At 60.7% G+C, this 21,896-nt stretch carries 18 protein-coding genes; 8 read left to right on the forward strand and 10 right to left on the reverse strand.

What is annotated here, in order from left to right:
* A complete protein-coding gene (gene glyA, locus SNL23_RS26220; RefSeq protein WP_318304079.1) occupies positions 1-1,254 on the reverse strand; it encodes a serine hydroxymethyltransferase in 1,254 nt (417 codons plus the stop codon).
* A 258-nt stretch (positions 1,255-1,512) separates the two neighbouring features.
* Complete coding sequence (locus tag SNL23_RS26225) at positions 1,513-2,241, reverse strand: TraX family protein (protein WP_076017830.1); 729 nt, start codon at positions 2,239-2,241, stop codon at positions 1,513-1,515.
* 90 nt (positions 2,242-2,331) lie between these two features.
* On the opposite strand from SNL23_RS26225, the gene SNL23_RS26230 reads away from it, so the two are divergent.
* Complete coding sequence (locus SNL23_RS26230; RefSeq protein ID WP_017476423.1) at positions 2,332-3,372, forward strand: threonine aldolase family protein; 1,041 nt, start codon at positions 2,332-2,334, stop codon at positions 3,370-3,372.
* Between the two features lie 39 nt (positions 3,373-3,411).
* Here SNL23_RS26230 and SNL23_RS26235 read toward each other — a convergent pair whose 3' ends face one another.
* Positions 3,412-5,229, reverse strand: a complete 1,818-nt coding sequence (locus SNL23_RS26235; RefSeq protein WP_318304081.1) for a flavin monoamine oxidase family protein — start codon at positions 5,227-5,229, stop codon at positions 3,412-3,414.
* Between the two features lie 264 nt (positions 5,230-5,493).
* On the opposite strand from SNL23_RS26235, the gene SNL23_RS26240 reads away from it, so the two are divergent.
* The 3 genes from SNL23_RS26240 to SNL23_RS26250 all read left to right on the forward strand — a co-directional run bounded on the left by SNL23_RS26240 (position 5,494) and on the right by SNL23_RS26250 (position 8,126).
* Entirely contained in the window at positions 5,494-6,939 is a 1,446-nt protein-coding gene (locus tag SNL23_RS26240) for a purine-cytosine permease family protein (RefSeq protein WP_318304083.1), read from the forward strand.
* On the forward strand, positions 6,936-7,751 hold the full coding sequence (locus tag SNL23_RS26245; RefSeq protein ID WP_318304085.1) for a nitrilase-related carbon-nitrogen hydrolase: 816 nt from the start codon (positions 6,936-6,938) through the stop codon (positions 7,749-7,751). Before SNL23_RS26240 ends, SNL23_RS26245 begins: the two co-directional genes overlap by 4 nt.
* Before the next feature lie 174 nt (positions 7,752-7,925).
* Positions 7,926-8,126, forward strand: a complete 201-nt coding sequence (locus SNL23_RS26250) for a hypothetical protein (RefSeq protein WP_076017825.1) — start codon at positions 7,926-7,928, stop codon at positions 8,124-8,126.
* Positions 8,127-8,243: 117 nt separating this feature from the next.
* Here SNL23_RS26250 and gbcB read toward each other — a convergent pair whose 3' ends face one another.
* Positions 8,244-9,344: a glycine-betaine demethylase subunit GbcB gene (gene gbcB / locus SNL23_RS26255; protein ID WP_167664137.1), complete on the reverse strand. Its 1,101-nt coding sequence runs from the start codon at positions 9,342-9,344 to the stop codon at positions 8,244-8,246.
* A gap of 284 nt (positions 9,345-9,628) precedes the next feature.
* Between gbcB and gbcA the strand changes: the two genes are divergently transcribed.
* Positions 9,629-10,924 carry a glycine-betaine demethylase subunit GbcA gene (gbcA, locus tag SNL23_RS26260; RefSeq protein ID WP_318304086.1) on the forward strand — a complete coding sequence of 432 codons (1,296 nt, stop codon included), beginning with the start codon at positions 9,629-9,631 and terminating at the stop codon, positions 10,922-10,924.
* An 872-nt stretch (positions 10,925-11,796) separates the two neighbouring features.
* Here gbcA and etfB read toward each other — a convergent pair.
* The 6 genes from etfB to SNL23_RS26290 form a co-directional block, all read right to left on the reverse strand.
* Positions 11,797-12,567 carry an electron transfer flavoprotein subunit beta gene (gene etfB, locus SNL23_RS26265; protein WP_318304088.1) on the reverse strand — a complete coding sequence of 257 codons (771 nt, stop codon included), beginning with the start codon at positions 12,565-12,567 and terminating at the stop codon, positions 11,797-11,799.
* A gap of 10 nt (positions 12,568-12,577) precedes the next feature.
* A complete protein-coding gene (gene etfA / locus SNL23_RS26270) occupies positions 12,578-13,798 on the reverse strand; it encodes an electron transfer flavoprotein subunit alpha (RefSeq protein WP_318304089.1) in 1,221 nt (406 codons plus the stop codon).
* Positions 13,798-15,738: a dimethylglycine demethylation protein DgcB gene (dgcB, locus tag SNL23_RS26275; protein WP_076017820.1), complete on the reverse strand. Its 1,941-nt coding sequence runs from the start codon at positions 15,736-15,738 to the stop codon at positions 13,798-13,800. Before dgcB ends, etfA begins: the two co-directional genes overlap by 1 nt.
* Before the next feature lie 155 nt (positions 15,739-15,893).
* Positions 15,894-17,954, reverse strand: coding sequence for a dimethylglycine demethylation protein DgcA (gene dgcA / locus SNL23_RS26280; protein WP_076017819.1), 2,061 nt, complete (start codon positions 17,952-17,954; stop codon positions 15,894-15,896).
* A gap of 15 nt (positions 17,955-17,969) precedes the next feature.
* Positions 17,970-18,500 carry a DUF5943 domain-containing protein gene (locus tag SNL23_RS26285; RefSeq protein ID WP_017476435.1) on the reverse strand — a complete coding sequence of 177 codons (531 nt, stop codon included), beginning with the start codon at positions 18,498-18,500 and terminating at the stop codon, positions 17,970-17,972.
* A 76-nt stretch (positions 18,501-18,576) separates the two neighbouring features.
* A complete protein-coding gene (locus tag SNL23_RS26290) occupies positions 18,577-19,554 on the reverse strand; it encodes a dipeptidase (RefSeq protein ID WP_005792153.1) in 978 nt (325 codons plus the stop codon).
* A 219-nt stretch (positions 19,555-19,773) separates the two neighbouring features.
* Here SNL23_RS26290 and SNL23_RS26295 point away from each other — a divergent pair, with 219 nt between their 5' ends.
* From SNL23_RS26295 to SNL23_RS26305, 3 genes are all read left to right on the forward strand, one after another.
* A complete protein-coding gene (locus SNL23_RS26295; protein ID WP_076017818.1) occupies positions 19,774-20,175 on the forward strand; it encodes a lysozyme inhibitor LprI family protein in 402 nt (133 codons plus the stop codon).
* Positions 20,176-20,270: 95 nt separating this feature from the next.
* Positions 20,271-21,428, forward strand: a complete 1,158-nt coding sequence (locus SNL23_RS26300) for an MFS transporter (protein ID WP_076017817.1) — start codon at positions 20,271-20,273, stop codon at positions 21,426-21,428.
* 38 nt (positions 21,429-21,466) lie between these two features.
* Positions 21,467-21,883 carry a DUF3010 family protein gene (locus SNL23_RS26305; RefSeq protein ID WP_076017816.1) on the forward strand — a complete coding sequence of 139 codons (417 nt, stop codon included), beginning with the start codon at positions 21,467-21,469 and terminating at the stop codon, positions 21,881-21,883.
* Positions 21,884-21,896: the final 13 nt, after the last annotated feature.

A 21,896-nucleotide genomic window follows, 5' to 3' on the forward strand; every position in this document is an offset into this window, starting at 1 on the left:
TCAGCGATAAACCGGGAAATCAGCGCACAGGGCGGCCACATGCCTGGCGACGTTGGCCTCTACATCGGCGTCGCCGAGGTTATCGAGGATGTCGCAGATCCAGCCGGCCAGCTCCAGGCATTGGGTCACTTTGAAGCCACGTGTGGTCACCGCCGGCGTGCCGATGCGCAGGCCCGAAGTCACGAAGGGCGACTGCGGGTCGTTAGGCACGGCGTTCTTGTTGACGGTGATATGGGCGCGACCGAGGGCAGCGTCCGCCTCTTTGCCGGTGAGGCCCTGACGGATCAGGCTGACCAGGAACAAGTGGTTATCGGTGCCGCCGGACACTACATCGTAGGCGCGTTTGATAAACACGCCTGCCATGGCCTGGGCGTTGTCGATCACTTGCTGCTGATAGGCCTTGAAACCCGGCTCCTGGGCTTCCTTGAAGCACACCGCCTTGCCGGCGATCACGTGCATCAGCGGGCCGCCCTGGGCACCCGGGAACACTGCAGAGTTGAGTTTCTTTTCAATTTCTTCGTTGGCACGGGCCAAAATCAACCCGCCACGGGGACCACGCAGGGTCTTGTGGGTCGTGGTGGTGACCACATCGGCGTAGGGCAGCGGGTTCGGGTACAGACCAGCGGCCACCAGGCCAGCGACGTGGGCCATGTCGACGAACAGCAGCGCACCGACCTTGTCGGCAATCTGGCGGAAGCGCGGGAAATCCAGGGTCTTGGAGTAAGCGGAAAAACCGGCCACGACCATCTTCGGCTTGTGCTCCACGGCCAGGCGCTCGACTTCGTCGTAGTCGATCAGGCCAGTGGCGGTGTCGATGCCGTATTGCACCGCGTTGTACAGCTTGCCCGAGGACGACACTTTGGCGCCGTGGGTCAGGTGGCCGCCGTGGGCCAGGCTCATGCCGAGGATGGTGTCACCGGCGTTCAGCAGCGCCAGGTACACCGCGCTGTTGGCGGACGAACCGGAGTGTGGCTGCACGTTGGCGTAATCGGCGCCGAACAGCTGCTTGGCGCGTTCGATGGCCAGCACTTCAACTTTATCGACGTGCTCGCAGCCACCGTAGTAGCGCTTGCCCGGATAACCTTCAGCGTATTTGTTGGTGAGGCCGCTGCCCTGGGCTTCCATGACGCGCTTGCTGGTGTAGTTCTCTGACGCGATCAGCTCGATATGATCTTCCTGGCGCTGCTCCTCGGCATTCATGGCCGCCAGCAGTGCATCGTCATAACCCTGGATCTGGTCTTGCTTGCTGAACATCGCGTCTCTCCCAGCGGCGGCGGTGCGCCAATCGTATTGTTGGGGCCGCCGCACGATGGAGGGGCCCTTTGATGCGATGGTAGGGCTGGCGCAGAGAGGTCAAATGCCTACGGACGCCACGCAAAGGTGCGTTTACGACATGGCCCCCGGCATTTGTAGGAGCGAGCTTGCTCGCGAAAAACCTGTGGGCGCCGCGCGCGTCCAGGCAGCCCTCGTTATCGTTGACGTTTTTCGCGAGCAAGCTCGCTCCTACAGGGGCTAGGCGATGAGCTTTCGAAGGAGTAGCAGCAGTAGGAAATGCGCAGGATAAAGCGCATACGCCCAGCGTCGCATGGCCGGCGGCGACACCTGCCTGGCCTGTCGCAACAAGACCAATCCGGCCAGTGGCGCAATCAGGCATGTCGCCAATCCCAGCATCGCCACCGGCGTGCCGCTATTGAGCAGGATCTGCCATTGATTGGCGGCCAGGCACACCACACCCGGCAGCACGCTGAAATACCACGGCCGGCGAAACACCAGCAGCATCGCCAACGGCAGCAGCACGCCAAAAAAGCCGAACATCAACTGCGCCGAAAACAACCCCGCCAAAACCAGCGCGATCAACGCCAATCCTCGATCAATTGCCGCCTTCTGCTGCCATCCCCGGGCAACCAGCAAGCCCAGCGCCAGGGTCGGCAACACGTTGAGCGTATCGGCATCGTCAATGAACATCCGGTACGGCACTTCGCTGATCACACTGAACAGCAGCAACCAGCCCAGATAGCGCCACTGCCCGGTCACCGGCGCGTCCTTGACCCGATGCAAATTCGCCGCAATCGCCAGGCAAAACCACGGGAACGCCAGGCGGCCCGGCACATACAGCCCGTCCAGACTCAAACCGACATACCGCAGGTGGTCCAGCACCATACTCAGCAGCGCCAGCCACTTGAGCAGGTCTAGGGCGCCATCGCGGACGCGGCTTACAGGAACGCGTTCAGAACCGTGCATAATTCCCCAATGACTTTGCATTAACAGTGCGTGCGCCCGCCCGACAATCTTGGGTAAAGTGCGCACCAACATCGACCACAGGACTGGGCCATGACCGACAAGAGCCAACAATTCGCCAGCGACAACTATTCCGGCATCTGCCCGGAAGCCTGGGCCGCCATGGAACTCGCCAACCAGGGCCATCAACGCGCCTATGGCGATGATGAATGGACCCACCGCGCCGCCGACGGTTTCCGCAAACTGTTCGAAACCGACTGCGAAGTGTTCTTCGCCTTCAACGGTACCGCGGCCAACTCCCTGGCGCTGTCCTCCTTGTGCCAGAGCTACCATAGCGTGATTTGCTCGGAAACCGCCCACGTCGAAACCGACGAATGCGGCGCGCCGGAGTTTTTCTCCAACGGTTCCAAGCTGCTCACCGCCCGCACCGAAAACGGCAAGCTGACCCCGGAGTCGATCCGCGAGATCGCCCTCAAGCGTCAGGACATCCACTACCCGAAACCGCGCGTCGTAACGCTGACCCAGGCCACCGAAGTCGGCAGCGTCTACACCCCGGAAGAAATCCGCGCCATCAGCGTCACCTGCAAGGAACTGGGGCTGAACCTGCACATGGACGGCGCACGCTTCTCCAACGCTTGCGCATTCCTCGGCTGCTCGCCTGCCGACCTGACCTGGAAAGCCGGCGTCGACGTGCTGTGTTTTGGCGGCACCAAGAACGGCATGGCCGTGGGCGAAGCGATCCTGTTCTTCAACCACAAGCTGGCCGAAGACTTCGACTACCGCTGCAAACAGGCCGGGCAGCTTGCCTCAAAGATGCGCTTCCTCTCCGCCCCGTGGGTGGGCCTGCTGGAAAACGACGCCTGGCTCAAACACGCCCGCCACGCCAACCACTGCGCGCAATTGCTCAGCAGCCTGGTGGCGGATATTCCGGGGGTGGAGTTGATGTTCCCGGTGCAGGCCAACGGCGTGTTCCTGCAACTGTCGGAACCAGCGATTGCCGCACTGACGGCCAAGGGCTGGCGCTTCTACACCTTCATCGGCAAAGGCGGCGCCCGGTTCATGTGTGCGTGGGATACCGAGGAAGAGCGCGTGCGGGAACTGGCCGCGGATATTCGGGAAGTAATGCAGGGCTGAACATCCTGGGCGCGGCCATACCGGCCGCGCCCTCCGAGGTTACAGCTCTACCGGCTTGAGCACCTCCCACGCATCCACCGGCCCGGGGTTTTCGATAAAGGTGCCACCGCCGAATTTCACGGCTAACTTGTTGACCGCGTTCAATGCGGTGGTCACCGCGCCCTCAGCCCAGCCCCCGGTCCAGGAAACATCATCTCCCGCCAGGATAAACCCGTCCGGGTTACTGTCCCGAATACCGCTCATGAACTGTGAAAACAACCGGCGCTGATACTCGTACTGCCCCGGCAGGTTCATCTTGAACGCGCACAGAAAGAACGGCTCATCTTCCCAGTTGATCTCGACAAACGGGTCCACCCAGCCGAACTCGGCCGCAAGGTTCAGCTGCGAGTCGGCATACACCGTGTCCAGCAGGGTCGTGCATAGCTCAACGTGAGTCGGCAGTGGTGCCATGCGATCACCCAGAAACTTCAGGCTGTCGTCGTTCCAGGTGTAGGAGAGGAACACGCCACTGCCTTTGTGCGGCCCTCGGCTGGCGGAATAGTCCAGCAGATAGGTGCCCCGGGTCAGGCGGTCCGACAGGGTCACACTCATCCTGTAGCGATGGTCGGCCCCACGCTCGGTCCAGAACGGACGCTGGGTCGCAGCGAACACTTTGGCTGACTGCATGTAATGCGTGTACATCACCGCTTCCCAGGTGGGTTGCGGCAACAAGCTGTCCATCTGCATAAACCGGTCTTTGCCGTCCATATAGCGGAACTTGTCGAGAATCCGCACGTGCGGCGTGTAGATCACTGCGGGAAAGTTGTAGCGGGTATCCGCCCCCAGATTGCGGTCATGTATATGCACATCGAAGGTGCCGTCCGCGCGCCGCCAGATCTGGCGGACTTCCTGGTTGAACGGCTGCGGGATCACCCGACGGGTGAGCGCTTCCACCGTAATCTCGTCGCTCCAGCCCACCACCACGTCGCCCAAATCCCCCGGCGAACGGCTCCACAAACGCTTGGGCAACTCACTGGAGCCGTCATACATCAGCGAATGGTTGGTATCCAGCCCGGTGTAGAGCACCCGCAAGACCTCGAGGAAGCAATTTGGATAGTCGGTGTTCCAACCTCCAGTGCCAAAACCGATCTGGCCAAACAGGTCGATATCCGCACGACTCCAGCCGGCCTTTTCGACCATGGCCGCGAAGAAACTCAGGTTGTCCCAACCGTCGGCAAGGATCGCATTCCACAGTCGCTTGATCTTGGCCTGGTCCAGGGAGCCTTCAGACATTGCCGTCTCCATCTCGCTGAAATGGATGGGGTCAATCTCAAGGAACACTTCAAAGAACAGGCGCTCGATTTCTGCGTATTTCGCGGGCAAGTCGCTGCCTTCGTAGTAGGTCTGGAGGTTCTGATAGTCGACCACGGTGCTGGCAGTTGCGGCCGAGCCGGGGTTGGGGAAGTCTGCTGAATTGAGGGTCATGCCGACCTTGTCGAAGTAGTGCAGCAGCGCCTTGCCCGACTTGGGAAAACGCATGGCGCCCAACTCGCAAATGACGCTGTTGGCAGGGTCCTCAGGGTCGCCCATGACCCGCGAATACAAGCGCCCGCCGATCCGGTCCGAAGCCTCTACCAGCACAGGATGCAACCCCATGCGCAGCGCCTCATAGGCCGTTACCAGCCCAGCCGCGCCGGCGCCGACGATCAACACCTGGGTCCCATGATGCCGCGTGGCAATCTGGGCCAGTGGTTTGCTATTGGCGGCAGCCTGGGACAGGTACCGACCATAGTGAAAAGGAAAATCCGGAATCAGTGCAGTGACGTCATTGGCCAGCAAGCGCTGAACATTGCGGGTACGCGAGGGGACGGCAGACATGGCGAGCTTCCTTGCAATGAGGGAATGTCCACCCCTGACTACAAGGCTAAAGGTGACAACGACGGGACGTGTGGTCAGCGTAGAAGACCGGGCAAACCCTGGTTATACCGCTTCGAAATAAATCTGATTGAGTTCCATGGCAACTGACGAAAAGGCATTACTTAAGGAAAGTCTGAAGTAATTATTTATATATCCCGATTCAATACGCCCTCCACTTACCAGATGCTCCGGCACTCAAACACTATAAAAACAGACCGTGAACCTATGAACGCGCTTTCCGAAAAAACGGCTCCGCCCGTCACCCCCGGCCTGAAAATCGAAACCCGCTCCATCGATTACGTCCCGCGCAATGAACGCCACGGCAAGGTCTGGCACCAAGGCCCGTTCTGGTTCACCGGCAACTTCGTACTCACCACCATGGTCACCGGTTTCACCGGCGCAGCCCTGGGGCTGAGCATGGTGTATTCGATCCTGGCGATTGTGATCGGTGTATGCCTGGGCACCTTTGCCATGGCCTTCCACGCCAATCAGGGCCCGCGCATGGGCTTGCCGCAGATGATTCAGTCCCGGGCGCAGTTCGGTTTGCGCGGGGCGATCGTGCCGTTTATCGCGGTGATCTTCGTGTACATCGGCTTCAACGTGTTCAACGTGATCCTCGCCACTGACGCCATCAACACCGTACTGCCGGGCAGCCGTGCGCCGTGGTACGCGCTGATGATCATCCTGGCGGTGGTGATTGCGGTGATCGGCCACGACCTGCTGCACACCGTGCAACGCTGGCTGACCTACGTGATGATCAGCGTGTTTGCGGTACTGACCGTGGCAGCCCTCATGAGCCTGACCGCCGATGCAGCGGTGGCCAATGCGCATTTCTCTTGGTCGGCATTCCTGATTCAGCTCTCCGCCGCCGCCGGTTATCAGATCAGCTACGCAGTGTACGTATCCGACTACTCGCGCTACCTGCCGCACAAAACTTCATCGCGCAGTGTGATTTTCTGGACCTACCTGGGCGCCGCCGGCTCGGCGTTGTGGCTGATGTCCCTGGGTGCGTTCCTGGCTTCCGCCCTGCCCTCGCCCGACGCTATCGGCAGCGTGCGCGCCGTGGGCAACCAGGTGATTCCCGGGTTCGGCACCTTCACCGTGCTGATCGCCGTGCCCGCGCTGATCGGCATCATGGCGGTCAACTGCTACGGCGCGATGCTCACCGGTATCAGTGCGATTGACGGCTTTGTGAAGATTCAGCCGCGCCTCAAGAGCCGGGTGATTGGTATCGGCCTGGTGGCGGCGGTGATTTTCATGATCACCCTGAGTATTCCCGAGAGCTACCTGGCAAGTTTCAACACCTTTGTGTTGCTGATGTTGTACTTCCTGGTGCCGTGGACAGCGGTGAACCTCGCGGACTTCTACCTGGTGCGCAAGGGCAAATACGCCATCAGCGACATCTTCAACCCGGCCGGCATCTACGGCCAATGGGGCAGCGCCGGCCTGGTTGCGTACTGCCTGGGGCTGGTGTCGATGGTGCCGTTCATGTCGCTGAGTTTCTATGAAGGCCCTGCCGCCGCAGCGCTGGGAGGTGCGGATGTGGCATTCGTTATCGGGCTGGCGGTTTCGGCAGTGATCTACTGTGTGATGAGCCGCAACCTCGACCGCGAGGCAGAGCGTCGTGCCATTGTCGCCAGCGAGGCGGTGCTGGAAGGAGTCCAGCCATGAATCTTGTGCGGGTGATGTGTCATCAACTGTCACCACGGATCGCCGATGTACCTTACAACCGCGCGCTATGCGCCGACGCGATCCGTGGTGCAGCTGCACTGGGCGCACAGGTGGTAGTCCTGCCCGAGCTGATACAAAGCGGCTACGTGTTCAACGACCGGGAAGAAGCCCATGCGGTGTCGGAGACACTGGACGGGCCGACGCTTAGCCAGTGGAAGACCCTGGCTGCCGAGCTGAACATCATCATCATTGCCGGCTTTTGCGAGCGGCTGGCCGCCGGGCGAGTGGCCAACAGTGCGGCACTGGTAGAGCCCGACGGCGGCCTGACGGTGTATCGCAAGGCGCACCTGTGGAATCGCGAGAAGCTGATATTCACCCCCGGCACCGCACCGCCGCCCCTGGTGGAAACCGTCGTGGGCCGGATTGCCGTAATGATTTGTTATGACCTGGAACTGCCCGAATGGGTGCGTCTGGCGGCACTCGCTGGCGCCGACCTGCTGTGCGCCCCGGTGAACTGGCCCGACGGCCCACGCCCCGGCGGTGAACGACCAGGAGAAGTCGTGCGGGTACAAGCCAACGCGGCGGTCAATCGCATGTTTATCGCCGCCTGCGATCGCTACGGCGAAGAACGCGGCGTCAACTGGGTGGGTGGCTCAGTGATCGTCAGCGCCGAAGGTTACCCATTGGCCGGTGGCACCGCCCATCAGAAAGAACTGCGGTTAATCGTTGACCTGCCACTGGCTCAGGCGCGGGACAAATACATCAGCGACTACAACCATGTGCATCAGGACCGTCGACCGGGATTGTACTGAGCCCGACAACGGATGCTGGCGGAGTGCCGAGACTGTTTTTCGATATTTCTGACAGCAACCAACCTGAATTTCTTTGACTAGCCTCTTGGAACCCGAAAGGAAAAGGCCGCCTTTCGGGACTAACCGCCAGCCGAATAATCGGCAGGAAACGGAAATCCAGCAGAGGGCAATACCATGGAAGCACAACGCTACGGAAACAACCTGCAAGGCGAAGGCACTATCAGCACCACAGTCATCGACTGGGACGAATTCAGAAAATCCGCGAAAATCGGTGACACCATCAGCGAACCAACGAGGACATTGCGGATCACTGACAAAGTCTATGAATTGACAGCATCCGGCCAGCACTTCGTCGTGCATATTTATGCCCAATAACCTCTAACTGATCGTTCCCACGCTCTGCGTGGGAATGCAGCCCGTGACGCTCCGCGTCACACAGCGGGACGCGGAGCGTCCAAGGAGGCGTTACCACGCGGAGCGTGGGAACGATCATTAGAATTCGATGCGCACATCACCCTTCGGCACGCTGCAGCACGACAGGATGTAACCCTCGGCCTCGTCTTCTTCGGTGATGCCGCCGTTGTGCTCCATCTCGACCTCCCCGCCCAGTTTCATCACCTTGCACGTCCCGCAAATCCCCATGCCGCAGGCCTTCGGAATCAGCAGGCCAAGCTTGGCTGCCGCCGCGTGTACGGTCTCGCCCGGTGCCACGCGGATGCTTTTGCCCGAGGCAATAAATTCCACCTGATGCAGGTCCGCGAGGTCGATTTCCGGTGCATCCGCCGCTTGTTCGGCTTGCTCCACCGCGTCGGCCCGGGCTTCCGGTGGCGTCGCGCCGAAGGATTCCTCGTGGTAGCGGGTCATGTCGAAGCCGGCGGCTTCCAGCAGGCGCTTTACCGCGTTCATATAAGGCGTCGGGCCGCAGCAGAAGACTTCCCGCTCCAGGAAGTCCGGCACCATCAGTTCGAGCATCTTGTGGTTCAGGTAACCGCGATAACCGGCCCAGGGTTCACCCAATCCGTGTTTCTCGCAGATCAGGTGCAGGCTGAAGTTATCGATCCGCGACGCCATGTGCTCCAGCTCGCGGTGATAGATGATGTCTTTCGGCGAGCGGGCGCTGTGGATAAACGTCATGTCGACGTTGGCGTTGGTGTCGTAATACCAGCGCGCCATGGACATGACCGGTGTGATACCCACGCCACCACTCAAGTACAAAACTTTCGGGTTGCTGAAGTCGATGGCGTTGAACAGCCCGACCGGCCCGTGCACCGCCAGCTCCTGGCCTTCGTGAAGCGTGTCGTGCAGCCAGTTGGATACCTTGCCGCCCGGCACACGCTTGATGGTCACCGAAAAGCTGTAAGGCACCGAGGGCGAACTGGAAATAGTGTACGAGCGCATGATCGGCTGGCCGTCGATTTCCAGCTCCAGGGTGACGAACTGCCCGGGCTTGAAAAAGAACAGGATCGGCTGGTCGGCCATAAAGCAGAAGGTGCGCACGTCCCAGGTTTCCTGGATGACTTTGACGCAACGGACGATGTGCCGACCATTGGCCCAGGTCTGGGTTGTTACCGGGTTCAGGAAGCTGTTGGACATGCTGTTCTCCATAGCCGTGTGATCGGCCTTATGGTGGCGATTCTGCGTAACGCGCGAACCACCCATTTACCTATCTGCGACATTCACATACTTATCGCGACCAGCCCCCATACCACGGGGGTTACGCGTCGGGAACAGAGTGGGCCATGTCGCTCATGGATAAGGTTCTGGCCTTTGTGGGGCCCACACTCGCTCCCAACAAAGACACTTTCTTTACGCCTTGCATAGCACCAACCGTAGCCACTATTCGCCGGCCACACAGAATGGCCATGAGGACACACACGATGGACGTCACCGCAACCTTAAGCTTGGGCGATCCGCTGGAACCCGCACGCAAGGCCACCGCGCAAATGCTGCAAGAGCGCGAGCGCACCTATTCGCTGCCGCAGCCGTTTTACTCTGATGAGCGGCTGTTCGATATCGACATGCAGGAAATTTTCCAGAAAGAGTGGTTGATCGCCGGCATGACCTGCGAAATTCCCGCCAAAGGCAACTACATCACCCTGCAAGTGGGCAAGAACCCGATCATCGTGATCCGTGGCGCCGACGGCGTGGTGCATGCGTTCCATAACGTGTGCCGCCATCGCGGTTCGCGCTTGTGCACCAGCGACAAGGGCAAGGTCGCCAAGCTGGTCTGCCATTACCACCAGTGGACGTACGAGCTGGACGGTCGCCTGCTGTTCGCCGGCACCGAAATGGGCGCCGACTTCGACATGAAGCAGTACGGCCTCAAACCGGTGAATGTGAAAACCGCAGGTGGCTACATCTTTATCAGCCTGTCTTCGACTCCACCGGCCATCGACGACTTCCTGTCGACCCTGAGCCATTACATGGAACCCTACGACATGGAGAACACCAAGGTGGCGATCCAGACCACCTTGTTCGAAAAAGCCAACTGGAAGCTGGTGCTGGAAAACAACCGCGAGTGCTACCACTGCAACGCGTCGCACCCGGAACTGTTGAAAACCCTGCTGGAATGGGACGACGTCACCGACCCGCGGGCCGACCAGGCCTTCAAGGACCACGTAGCCGCTTCCGCTGCCGCCTGGGATGCCGAAAAGATCCCTTACGCCCACGCCAGCTTTGGCCTGCGTAACCGTATCGTGCGCATGCCGCTGCTCAAGGGCACCGTGTCGATGACCCTCGACGGCAAGCAAGGCTGCAACAAGCTGATGGGCCGCATCAAGAACCCGGACCTGGGCTCGATGCGCATCCTGCACCTGCCACACTCGTGGAACCACTGCATGGGCGATCACATCATCGTGTTCACCGTGTGGCCGATCAGCGCCCAGGAAACCATGGTCACCACCAAGTGGATCGTGCACAAGGACGCCGTGGAAGGTGTGGATTACGACGTCGAGCGCATGCGCAAAGTGTGGGACGCCACCAACGACCAAGACCGTCGCCTGGCCGAAGAGAACCAGCGCGGGATCAACTCCACCGCGTACCAGCCAGGGCCGTACTCCAAAACTTATGAGTTTGGTGTGGTCAACTTTGTGGACTGGTACAGCGAGCGGATGCTGAGCAACCTGGGGGCGGCGCCAGCGCCGTATCTGAAAGGCGTCGCCGTACACGAGTAACCGGCTGACACGCCGCCGATCAACATGTGGGAGCCGGGCTTGCCCGCGATAGCGATTTAACATTCAACCCCTCTGTTGGCTGTTACTCCGTCATCGCGGGCAAGCCCGGCTCCCACACTGGTTTGTGACTGTACAAAATTCATCCAACACTCTGACAGACCGCTGCCCGCCTTACTTCCAGCCATTGCCCAACAACTTATCCACAAAGCCACCCACAGCAATTGTGGGCAACTGCGCTTTCCCGTCGAAATAAAACCAAGAAAATCCGTGACTTATTCAAAGGTACCGGTTTTATCCCACATTGATCGTTTTTTGATCTAAAGCCTGAAAGCCACGGCGGGTATGGGCTACAGAGGAACGCAAACACCTTATCCACAGAAACGCCAACAGACTTTGGGGGCAACTTTGGACCATCTGTGGAAAACCGGCTGAAACCGAGGAAAGTCGCGGCTTTTAGCGCGAAATTAAGCTGAAATGGCGATATTGATCATATTTTAACCAACAACCTGAAAGCCACGCGTTATGTGGTCTACAGCGGATAGCGAACATCTTATCCACAGAAGCACCAACAGACTTTGGGGGCAAGTCTGCGCGGGGCATTTTCCTTATCCACAGAAAAACCCAAGGAAAAACCGTCAGTTAGGTTGGTTGTTTTTCATACAGAGCGCTGGAGGGCTTGATTTGCATGGACTGTGGACAGACGCGAACAGGTTATCCACAGGCGGGTTAACAGGAATTGTGGGTAACCTAACAAGCGCCGCAAACAATGTGGGAGCGGGCTTGCTCGCGAAGGTCGTTAACGATGACTTGCGCTTTCTGGATGAACGCGGCGCCCTCGGGCTCTTCGCGAGCAAGCTCGCTCCTACAAGGGTTTAGCGCACTACGCCTTCTTCTATGAGCAGCTTGAGAATGGCTTCCGCGCCGTCTTCCGGGCTAACACCCTTGAGCACCTGCCCGCCACCACCGCTGGCCTTGGCCGTGGCGGCCTTCATCCGGTCCGCCCCACTCTTGGCCTTGATTACCTTGAGCCGCTTGGGCCGTGGCTTGGCCGGCTGCAACACAGCACCTGTGAATAACTCATCCACCAGCACCTCAACGTCGTGGGCTTCCAGCACCCCACGCTGAGCCGGACCGTAGGCGCTTTGCCGGGGCTTGGGTGCTGCGTTATCCACCGTGGCCAGAAACGGCAAGCGCACCTTCAGGCGCCGCCGCTGGCCACGTGGCAGCGCTTGCAGCACATGGGCCACGCCACTGTCGATGGATTCCACCTGGGCCAGGCCGACAATCAGCGGCCAACCCAGTTGCTCGGCCAGCAGGAACGGCAACATCCCCGAACCCTCACCGGTTTCCGCCTGGCTGCCGGTCAGCACCACTTGGGCGCCCGCGTCCCGCAGATAGTCACTGAGCACCGGCAGGGCATCCGCCCCCGCTGGTTGCTCCAACACATGCAACTGCGGCAAGCCCATGCCCAGGTAAGCGCGCAGGGTCGGTTCGGCGATGTCACCCGCGTGCAGCACTTGCAGTTTATCCCCAGCCAGTTGCAGGCCCAGTTCCACAGTGCGCGCATCTTGCTCGGCGCGGCGCGGACGGCCGGAAGTCGGGTGGGCGCCGATGGACACCAGGCTGATTACATTCGTCGTCATGGCCATTTCCTTAAGCCGCATCGCGCTTGGCGCCGTTGCGGTAAGCCTCGACCGCAGCGATCAAGGCTTGCAGAATCGCGGCGCTTTCGCCGATCACCGACAAGTCGGCACGCTTGATCATGTCGCAACCCGGGTCGAGGTTGATCGCCACCACCTTGTCGCAGGCACCAATGCCTTGCAGGTGCTGGATCGCCCCGGAAATCCCCACCGCCACGTAAACCCGCGCGGTGACCCAGGTACCGCTGGCGCCGACCTGACGATCACGGGCCATGAAGCCGTCGTCCACCGCCACCCGCGAGGCGCCTTCGGTGGCGCCCAACGCGGCAGCAGCCTGGTGGAACAGTGCCCAGTCCTTGACCCCGTTGCCGCCCGAGAAGATGAATTCGGCTTCGGCCATGGGAATCGCTCCCGGATCGACCGCCACCGCGCCCAAATCCTCAATGCGCGGCAAGCTGCGCGCCAGGCTTGTGGATAACTCCACCGGCAGCGCTTCGTGACGGGTTTCGCTGACGGGCTCGGCGCATTCCACCGCTGCCAGGATCATGCGCGGCAATGGCCGGGCGATATCTTGCTGACCGGCGCCAGCGCGTCCAATACATTCCTGGCCCTTGATCTGCCAGACCCGCGTGGCCGGGCGTTCCTTGAGGCTTGCGGCAAAGCGCCGGCCCAATTCCCCGCCACCGCTGCGGCTGTCCGGCAGTAACCAATGGCGCGGGTTGAATTGGTTATCCACAGCCCGCAGGCCCTGGACCCGTTGCTCCGGTGAATAACCGTCGAACTCATGCCCGTCCAGCACCAGCAACCGATCCACACCGGCGGTGGCGAAGGCGCTTTCCTTGTGTTCGCCGAACACCACGGCCAGTACCGCACCGTCGGCGCCGGCCAACTGCCGGGCCAGGCCCAGCAAGTCGCGGTCGTGGCTGCTCAGGCGACCGCCGACCATGTCCGGCACCACGTTGATATAGAACGCGGGGGCTGCCACCTGATGCAGCGGCAATTGCACTTCCACCGCTGCCGAGCGCTTTGCCGCGCCGCCCTGCTGGGCACCGCTACGGTCAATACGCTTGATGCCGTTGGGGCCGATAAAGCCGACGCCATGCACGTTCTTGCGGATAACGCCGTTCGGCCCCATCCAGCTGTGTTGCACCGGCTGCATCGCCGCGTGCAGCGGGTGCAGGCGGTTACGGGCGATCCATTCGGCCCGCGGGTCGCGGCGGATAATGTCGCTCATCAATGCACCTCCGCAGGTTCGCGTTTAGGAGTCTTGACCGGTGCGGCGTCTTCGAGCAACGCATCAGCCACCAACTCGGCGATGTCTTTTATCAACGGACGCGGTTCAACCACGCCTTCCAGCATCGCCGTGCACTGTGGACAACCCACGGCCACCAGCTCGGCGCCGGTTTCGCGGATGTCTTCCATGCGCATGTCGGGAATCCGCTGCTTGCCGGGAATGTCGGTGATCGGCGCCCCGCCACCGCCGCCGCAGCAGCGGGAACGGAAACCGGAACGTTGCATTTCCTTGACCTCAATCCCCAGCGCCCGCAGTACTTGGCGCGGAGCTTCGTACTCGCCGTTATAGCGGCCCAGGTAGCACGGGTCGTGATAAGTCACGCTGCTGCCTTTGTGCTGGCCCAGGTTCAGGGCGCCAGCGTCGATCAACTCGGCCATGTAGGTGCTGTGGTGCTGCACCAGGTAGTTGCCGTCGAAGGCGCCGTATTCGTTTTTCAGCACGTGAAAACTGTGAGGATCGCAGGTGACGATGCGCTTGAAGCTGTACTTGGCCAGGGTCTGGATATTGCGCGCGGCCAGCAGCTGGAAGGTGGCTTCATCGCCCAGGCGCCGGGCCACGTCGCCGCTGTCGCGCTCTTCAAGGCCCAATACGGCGAAGTCGACCTTGGCCGCTTTCAGGACTTTGACGAACGAGCGCAGGGTGCGCTGGTTGCGCATGTCGAACGCGCCGTCGCCAACCCAAAAGAGCACGTCGACGGTTTTCTTGTCGCTGAGCAAGGGCAGGTTCAAATCCGCCGCCCAGTTCATCCTCCCGCCCGGTGCAAAGCCGCCCGGGTTGTCGGTGGCGATCAGGTTTTCCAGGACTTCGGCGCCTTTGTTCGGGGTCGCGCCTTTTTCCAGGGTGAGGTGGCGGCGCATGTCGACGATGGCGTCCACGTGCTCGATCATCATCGGACACTCTTCCACGCAAGCGCGGCAGGTGGTGCACGACCACAGGGTTTCAGCATCCACCAGACCGTTGACGATCGGCTGATGCGGATTGCCACCGTGTTCGCCGATGGTTTTGCCAGGGTAAGGGCTGCCGGCGAACTTGGCGTCGGTGCCACCGGCCAGGCCGACCACCATGTCTTGAATCAGTTTTTTCGGGTTCAACGGCTGGCCAGCGGCGAACGCCGGGCACGCAGCTTCGCACTTGCCGCACTGCACGCAGGCGTCGAAACCGAGCAACTGGTTCCAGGTGAAATCCACCGGTTTTTCCACACCCAGGGGCGCGGTTTTATCTGTGAGATCCAGGGGCTTCAGGCCGGTGGAACGGCCGCCGCCGAAACGCTCGGCGCGGCGGTGCCAGGCCAGGTGCAAGGCACCGGCGAAGGCGTGTTTCATCGGGCCGCCCCAAGTCATCCCGAAGAACATTTCGGACACGCCCCACAACACACCCAGGCTCAACAAGGCGGCGAGCAGCCAGCCGCCGAAGTCCGCCGGCAGAATCCCGGCCACCGGCAGGGTCACCAGGAAGAAGCTCACCGAGAACGCCATCAGGCTTTTCGGCAGGCGCATCCACGGGCCTTTTGACAGGCGCGCAGGCGGGTTACGACGACGCAGGTAGACAAAGGTGGCGCCGACAAACATCAGCACCGAAGCCAGCAGCAAGGCGTAACCGAGGACGCGGTTATGCAGCCCGAAACCGTGTACCAGAATCGCCAGCAACGCCGAGAGCACAAAACCCAGGGCGGTGGCGACGTGGGTGTTGGCGATGTATTTGTCGCGGGCGACTACGTGGTGCAGGTCGACCATGTAGCGCTTGGGCATGGCCAGCAGGCCGCCGATCAGGTCGACTTTGGAGGAGCGGCCGCGGCGCCACATGTTCACCCGGCGCAGGGCGCCGAGGACGGCAAGGCCCAGGGCGGCGAACAAAAGAACAGGAAGCAAGGTGTTCAACATGGTGAAGCTCCCACAGACCACACAGGTCTAATGTGGGAGCGGGCTTGCTCGCGAAGGCGGTGAATCAGCCACCGGATGCATCGACTGACACATCGCTTTCGCGAGCAAGCCCGCTCCCACATTTTTGACCGAGTCCACATTGGTTCGGTGTTGGGTCAGAAATCCTTGCACAAGCGCAGGGCGTCGTAGATGGCAGCGTGGGTATTACGCTGGGCCACACAGTCACCGATGCGGAACAGCAAGTACCCCTCACCCGGCTCGCTCAGGCACGGCTGCGGCTTGATCGCGAACAAGGCTTCGATGTCCATCTGGCCCTTGTTGCGCGAACCTGCCTTGAGCCCGTAGTAGATCTCTTCATCCGGACGCACGCCGTTCTCGACCACCACTTGATCGACCACCCGCTCCTCTTTGGCCCCGGTGTATTCGTTCTCCAGCACCGCCACCAGCTTGTCGCCTTCGCGGTAGACCTTTTCCAGCATCATGTCGCCGGTCATGATCACTTCCTTCGGGTACATGCTGCGGTAGTACGTCGGGAACGACGTACCGCCGACGGCCACGCCCGGCTTGATGTCGTCGGTGACGATCTCGACTTGGCTGCCCTTGTCTGCCAGGAAGTCCGCCACCGACATGCCGGTGAACTCGCAGATGGTGTCGTACACCAGCACGTTCTTGCCCGGCGCGACCTTGCCATCGAGCACGTCCCAGCTGCTGACCACCAGGCCTTCAGCCGCGCCCCAGTGTTCGTTCTGCTCCAGGAACGGATGACCGCCCACCGCCAGCACCACCACATCCGGGCGCAGGTCCAGGATGGTTGCCGCGTCTGCCGCCACGCCCAGGCGCAAGTCGACGTTCAGGCGTGCCAGTTCCAGCTGGAACCAGCGGGTGATCCCCGCAATCTGGTCGCGCTGCGGCGCTTTGGAGGCGGTGGTGATTTGCCCGCCGATGAATTCTTTCTTCTCGAACAGCGTCACGTCGTGGCCGCGCTCAGCAGCAACCCGCGCAGCTTCCATCCCGGCAGGGCCGGCCCCCACCACCACGACTTTGCGTTTCGGCCCGGTGGATTTCTCGATGATGTGCGGCACGCCCATGTATTCACGGGAAGTGGCGGCGTTCTGGATGCACAGCACGTCCAGCCCTTGGTACTGGCGGTCGATGCAATAGTTGGCGCCCACGCACTGTTTGATCTGGTCGATCTGGCCCATCTTGATCTTGGCGATCAGGTGCGGGTCGGCGATGTGGGCACGGGTCATGCCGACCATGTCCACGTAGCCGCCTTCCAGGATGCGGGTGGCCTGGTTCGGGTCCTTGATGTTCTGCGCGTGCAGCACCGGGGCCTTGACCACTTCCTTGATGCCGGCCGCCAGGTGCAGGAAGGGCTCCGGTGGATAACTCATGTTCGGGATAACGTTGGCCAGGGTGTTGTGGGTATCGCAACCCGAGCCGACCACACCGATAAAGTCCAGCATGCCGGTGTCGTCGTAGTACTTGGCGATCTGTTTCATGTCCTCGTGGGACAAGCCGTCCGGGTGGAATTCGTCGCCGCACAAACGGATGCCGACGCAGAAATCCGGGCCGACTTCCTTGCGTACAGCCTTCAATACCTCAAGGCCAAAACGCATGCGGTTTTCAAAGCTACCGCCCCATTCGTCGGTACGCTTGTTGACCCGCGGGCTCCAGAACTGGTCGATCATGTGCTGGTGCACCGCCGACAGTTCCACGCCATCCAAACCACCGGCCTTGGCGCGTGCCGCAGCGGTTGCGTAGTTGCCGATCACCCGCCAGATTTCTTCCGGCTCGATGGTTTTGCAGGTGGCGCGGTGCACCGGCTCGCGGATGCCCGACGGCGACAACAGGGTCGGCCAATGCTCGCCGTCCCAGCGTGAGCGACGGCCCATGTGGGTAATCTGGATCATGATCTTGGCGCCATGCTTGTGCATGGCATCGGCCAGGTTCTGGAAGTGCGGAATGATCCGGTCATCCGCCAGGTTCACCGACTTCCACCAGCCTTGCGGGCTGTCGATGGCCACACTGGAAGAACCGCCGCAGATCGCCAGGCCGATCCCGCCCTTGGCTTTCTCTTCGTAATACTTCACATAGCGGTCGGTGGTCATGCCGCCGTCGGTGGCATACACCTCGGCGTGGGCGGTACTGAGCACGCGATTGCGGATGGTCAGTTTGCCGATCTGGATCGGCGCAAACATTGCTTCGAAAGCCATGGCAGGGTCCTCGACTTACAACGGCTTGACGGTGAACAGGCCGTCGTCGTGGCCCTCTTCGGAGCCACCGTAGACCTGCTGCGCAACGGTGCGGATCTTGCTGCCGCGGGCTTCGAGGATCTGGTCCATCGCACCGGCAAACCAGCCAGTGAACATGTAGTCGACCTTGCGCCCGACCTTGCCGTACACGTAGACGAATGCCGAGTGTTCGAGCTTGACGCTGGCCGTGCCTTTGTCGAGATCGATGTCCTGGATCTTGAACAGGCCCCAGCCACGCTGCGACAGGCGCTTCATGTAGTGCTCGAACACCGCGACGCCTTCCAGGCCGTGGCATTCGGCTTCTTTTTCACACCAGTGCCAGGCGGATTTGTAGCCGGCTTTGTAGAGGATCTCGGCGTAGGCGTCGGCGCCCAGGACTTCTTCGATACCCATGTGGTTATTGACGAAGAAATGGCGTGGCACGTAGAGCATCGGCAGGGCGTCGGAGGTCCAGACACCGGTTTCGCTGTCGACTTCGATAGGCAATTGAGGGGCGATCTTGGCCATGGAAACTTAACTCCGGAAAATTCTTTGGTAAGCCCCCGACGCGAAAGGTCGGGGGAAAAGATGCGTGAGAGGTGGCTTATTCGCCCCAAACGTCCTTCAAGACGTTGACCCAGTTCTCGCCCATGATCTTGCGCACCACACGCTCGGGATGGCCGCGCTTGAGCAGGGTCTCGGTGAGGTTGGGGAACTCGCCCACGGTGCGGATGCCCAGCGGGTTGATGATCTTGCCGAAGCTGGTCAGGCGGCGGGCGTAGCCTTTGTCGTGGGTCAGCATTTCGAAGAAATCCTGGCCATGGCCCTGGGTGAAGTCGGTGCCGATGCCGATGGCGTCTTCGCCCACGATGTTCATGGTGTATTCGATGGCTTCGGCGTAGTCGTCGATGGTCGAATCGATGCCCTTGGCGAGGAACGGCGCAAACATGGTCACGCCGACAAAGCCGCCGTGGTCGGCGATGAACTTCAGCTCTTCATCGGATTTGTTGCGCGGGTGCTCTTTCAGGCCCGACGGCAGGCAGTGGGAGTAGCACACCGGCTTTTTCGATTCGAGGATGACTTCTTCGGAGGTTTTGGAGCCGACGTGGGACAGGTCACACATGATGCCGACGCGGTTCATCTCGGCGACGATCTCGCGACCGAAGCCCGACAGGCCGCCGTCACGCTCATAGCAGCCGGTGCCCACCAGGTTCTGGGTGTTGTAGCACATCTGCACCACGCCAACGCCGAGCTGCTTGAAGATCTCGACGTAGCCGAGCTGGTCTTCAAATGCGTGGGCGTTCTGGAAGCCGAAGATGATGCCGGTCTTGCCCTGCTCCTTGGCACGACGGATATCGGCGGTGGTTTTCACCGGGATCACCAGGTCGCTGTTTTCGCGAATCAGGGTCTGGCTGGCCACGATGTTGTTAATGGTGGCCTGGAACCCTTCCCATACCGACACCGTGCAGTTGGCAGCAGTGAGGCCACCCTTGCGCATGTCTTCGAACAGGTCGCGGTTCCACTTGGCAATGATCAGCCCGTCGATAACGATGCTGTCGGCGTGCAATTCGGCTGGGCTCATCAGGCGTCCCCTTATTGGCGATTCATGCGCCGAATCGTCTGCCGGCGCTTTGGGGCCAGCATATGCCCCGGGGCAGAAGGAGCCGGGTGCAAAAACGACAAGGGAATTGCCGAAAGCGTCAATCCGCGACAAAGGCCAACATGACATCTCTGACGGGTGTCTGTTCTTTGTCTTACGCTTAAGCCAGAATTTGCTCATCAACTGATATGAGACGGCGCAATGAAATCGATTTTCCTGGCTTTGGCACTCATCGCAACCGGCGTACACGCAGCTGAAGACACCGATAGCACGCCTTGCGATGGCATCGAGAACGACAAGCAAACCCTGGAATGCGCCACCTACAACAAAACCACCGCCGAGCAACTGCTCAAGGATAACTACCAAGGGCTGCTGGAACGCATGGGTTCGACCTATGGCAGCAACAAGACGCAGCTGGCAGACATTACCGCTCGTCTGAAGGATGCCCAGCAGAAGTGGGAAAAGTTACGGGATGCGGATTGCGCCGTGGATACCTTCCCGGCAGTGGCGGGAAGCAAGGAATATGCGATCCAGCAGAATGATTGTTTGGCGCGGATGAGTGATGAACGGTCGGAGTTTTTGGAGTCGATTGGGCAGGAGTAATCCGTAGGCAATTCCACGAAACCCGTGATTGTTGACTTGCCAGTCAACCGAATCGTTCGCCATGATCGCCGTCCATTTCTCTTGTGCGGCGCCCCATGAACCCACGCATCTACCTCCTCGCCCTCGCCGCCTTCGTCGCCGGTATCGACGAAAACCTGATAGGCGGGATTCTGCCGCTGTTGTCCCGCGAACTGGGCGTCACCCTGAGCGCAGCCGGGCAGCTGACGGCGGTGTTTTCCCTGACTTTTGCGCTGTGTGCCGCACCGTTGCTGTCGCTGACTTCGCGTATGGAGCGACGCACCCTCCTGATCGCAGCTTTGCTGACCTTTGCAGTGGGCAACCTGGGCTCCGGGCTGGCGGTGAATTACTGGATGCTGCTGGTCTGTCGCATCATCAGCGCGGCCAGTTGTGCGTTGGTGGTGGTGCTGGCATCGACACTGTCGGCGTCGCTGGTGGACGCACGCTTGCGTGGGCGGGCGATCGGCATTGTGTTCATGGGCATCAGCGGTTCGCTGGTGCTTGGGATTCCGCTGGGTATCGCCGTTAGCGAGTCGCTGAGCTGGCGTGCGCCGTTCCTGTTGCTGGCCCTCCTGGCGTTGGTGATTGCCGCACTGTTGCGCCTGAGCCTGCCGACGTTCGCCAGCCGCCCGCCCACCTCAATGCGCGAGTACTGTCGGCAACTGGCGATTCCCAAGCTGCTTTTGGCGCAACTGGTGTCGGTATTGCTGCTGACCGGGCATTTCGTGCTGTTCGCTTACCTCGCGCCTTATGTGCAACAGACCATGGGCATCCATGGCGTGTCCTTGAGCTATCTCTATGTGTTCTTCGGCATTGCCGCCATCAGCGGTGGTTATTGCGGCGGCTGGCTGTCGGACCGATTGGGGTTCAAACGCGCGCTGGTGCTGATCCCGTCGCTGTTCAGCCTGGTCATGGCGTTGCTGCCATGGGCCACCGGTTCACTGGCGAGTTTCCTGGCGCTGTACGCGTTGTGGATGGCGTTGAGCTGGACCATCTCGCCAGTGGTGCAGAACTACCTGCTGCATACCGCACCCGAATCCGGTGAGGCCAATGTGGGAATCAATACCTCGGCGATGCACCTGGGCGTGGCTTTGGGCGCCGCACTGGGTGGCGTGGTAATCGCCAAGGGCAGCCTGGAAATCACGCCGCTGGTGGGCGCATTGTTGACGGCATTGGCCCTGGCAGCAGCGTGCTTGAGCCTGATGGCCGGAGCGCGCCAATCGCGTCGGGCCTGATACCATTCGCGCCTTCTCCACTTTTCCAAGGCGACCCCATGACTATCTGCGGCATCGAAATCAAAGGCAGTGAAGCCATTATTGCTGTCGCCTCGCTGGACGGTCAGGCATTGAGCCATGTAGCCCTGGCCACCAAGAAAATCGCCCTTGAAGACGATGATGAGGCGGCCAACGTCAAAGCCTTCGCCGCCCAGGTGAGTGCGTTTGTCCGGGAAAATGCAATCACGCGGATCGCGATCAAGAAACGCAGCAAGAAAGGCGAATTCGCCGGTGGCCCGACCACGTTCAAGATTGAAGGGGTGTTTCAGCTGCTGGAGGGTGTTGAGGTGACGCTGCTGTCGCCGCAGACCATCAATGCGCAGAACAAGAAACACGACTTTGAACTGCCGGCGACGCTGAACAAGTATCAGCATGAGGCCTTCAAAGCCGCGTGTTCAGCCCTGCTGAAGAAATAAGCTACATCGCACA

The organism is Pseudomonas sp. SED1, assembly GCF_034044025.1.
Classification (GTDB): Bacteria; Pseudomonadota; Gammaproteobacteria; order Pseudomonadales; family Pseudomonadaceae; genus Aquipseudomonas.

Coding starts and splice junctions, on each gene's coding strand:
- gbcB (WP_167664137.1), bottom strand. CDS start 9,344: ATGTCCAACAGCTTCCTGAACCCGGTAACAACCCAGACCTGGGCCAAT.
- gbcA (WP_318304086.1), top strand. CDS start 9,629: ATGGACGTCACCGCAACCTTAAGCTTGGGCGATCCGCTGGAACCCGCA.
- dgcB (WP_076017820.1), bottom strand. CDS start 15,738: ATGTTGAACACCTTGCTTCCTGTTCTTTTGTTCGCCGCCCTGGGCCTT.
- etfB (WP_318304088.1), bottom strand. CDS start 12,567: ATGACGACGAATGTAATCAGCCTGGTGTCCATCGGCGCCCACCCGACT.
- SNL23_RS26230 (WP_017476423.1), top strand. CDS start 2,332: ATGACCGACAAGAGCCAACAATTCGCCAGCGACAACTATTCCGGCATC.
- etfA (WP_318304089.1), bottom strand. CDS start 13,798: ATGAGCGACATTATCCGCCGCGACCCGCGGGCCGAATGGATCGCCCGT.
- SNL23_RS26245 (WP_318304085.1), top strand. CDS start 6,936: ATGAATCTTGTGCGGGTGATGTGTCATCAACTGTCACCACGGATCGCC.
- SNL23_RS26295 (WP_076017818.1), top strand. CDS start 19,774: ATGAAATCGATTTTCCTGGCTTTGGCACTCATCGCAACCGGCGTACAC.
- SNL23_RS26225 (WP_076017830.1), bottom strand. CDS start 2,241: ATGCACGGTTCTGAACGCGTTCCTGTAAGCCGCGTCCGCGATGGCGCC.
- SNL23_RS26250 (WP_076017825.1), top strand. CDS start 7,926: ATGGAAGCACAACGCTACGGAAACAACCTGCAAGGCGAAGGCACTATC.
- SNL23_RS26240 (WP_318304083.1), top strand. CDS start 5,494: ATGAACGCGCTTTCCGAAAAAACGGCTCCGCCCGTCACCCCCGGCCTG.
- SNL23_RS26235 (WP_318304081.1), bottom strand. CDS start 5,229: ATGTCTGCCGTCCCCTCGCGTACCCGCAATGTTCAGCGCTTGCTGGCC.
- SNL23_RS26285 (WP_017476435.1), bottom strand. CDS start 18,500: ATGGCCAAGATCGCCCCTCAATTGCCTATCGAAGTCGACAGCGAAACC.
- SNL23_RS26300 (WP_076017817.1), top strand. CDS start 20,271: ATGAACCCACGCATCTACCTCCTCGCCCTCGCCGCCTTCGTCGCCGGT.
- SNL23_RS26305 (WP_076017816.1), top strand. CDS start 21,467: ATGACTATCTGCGGCATCGAAATCAAAGGCAGTGAAGCCATTATTGCT.
- glyA (WP_318304079.1), bottom strand. CDS start 1,254: ATGTTCAGCAAGCAAGACCAGATCCAGGGTTATGACGATGCACTGCTG.
- SNL23_RS26290 (WP_005792153.1), bottom strand. CDS start 19,554: ATGAGCCCAGCCGAATTGCACGCCGACAGCATCGTTATCGACGGGCTG.
- dgcA (WP_076017819.1), bottom strand. CDS start 17,954: ATGGCTTTCGAAGCAATGTTTGCGCCGATCCAGATCGGCAAACTGACC.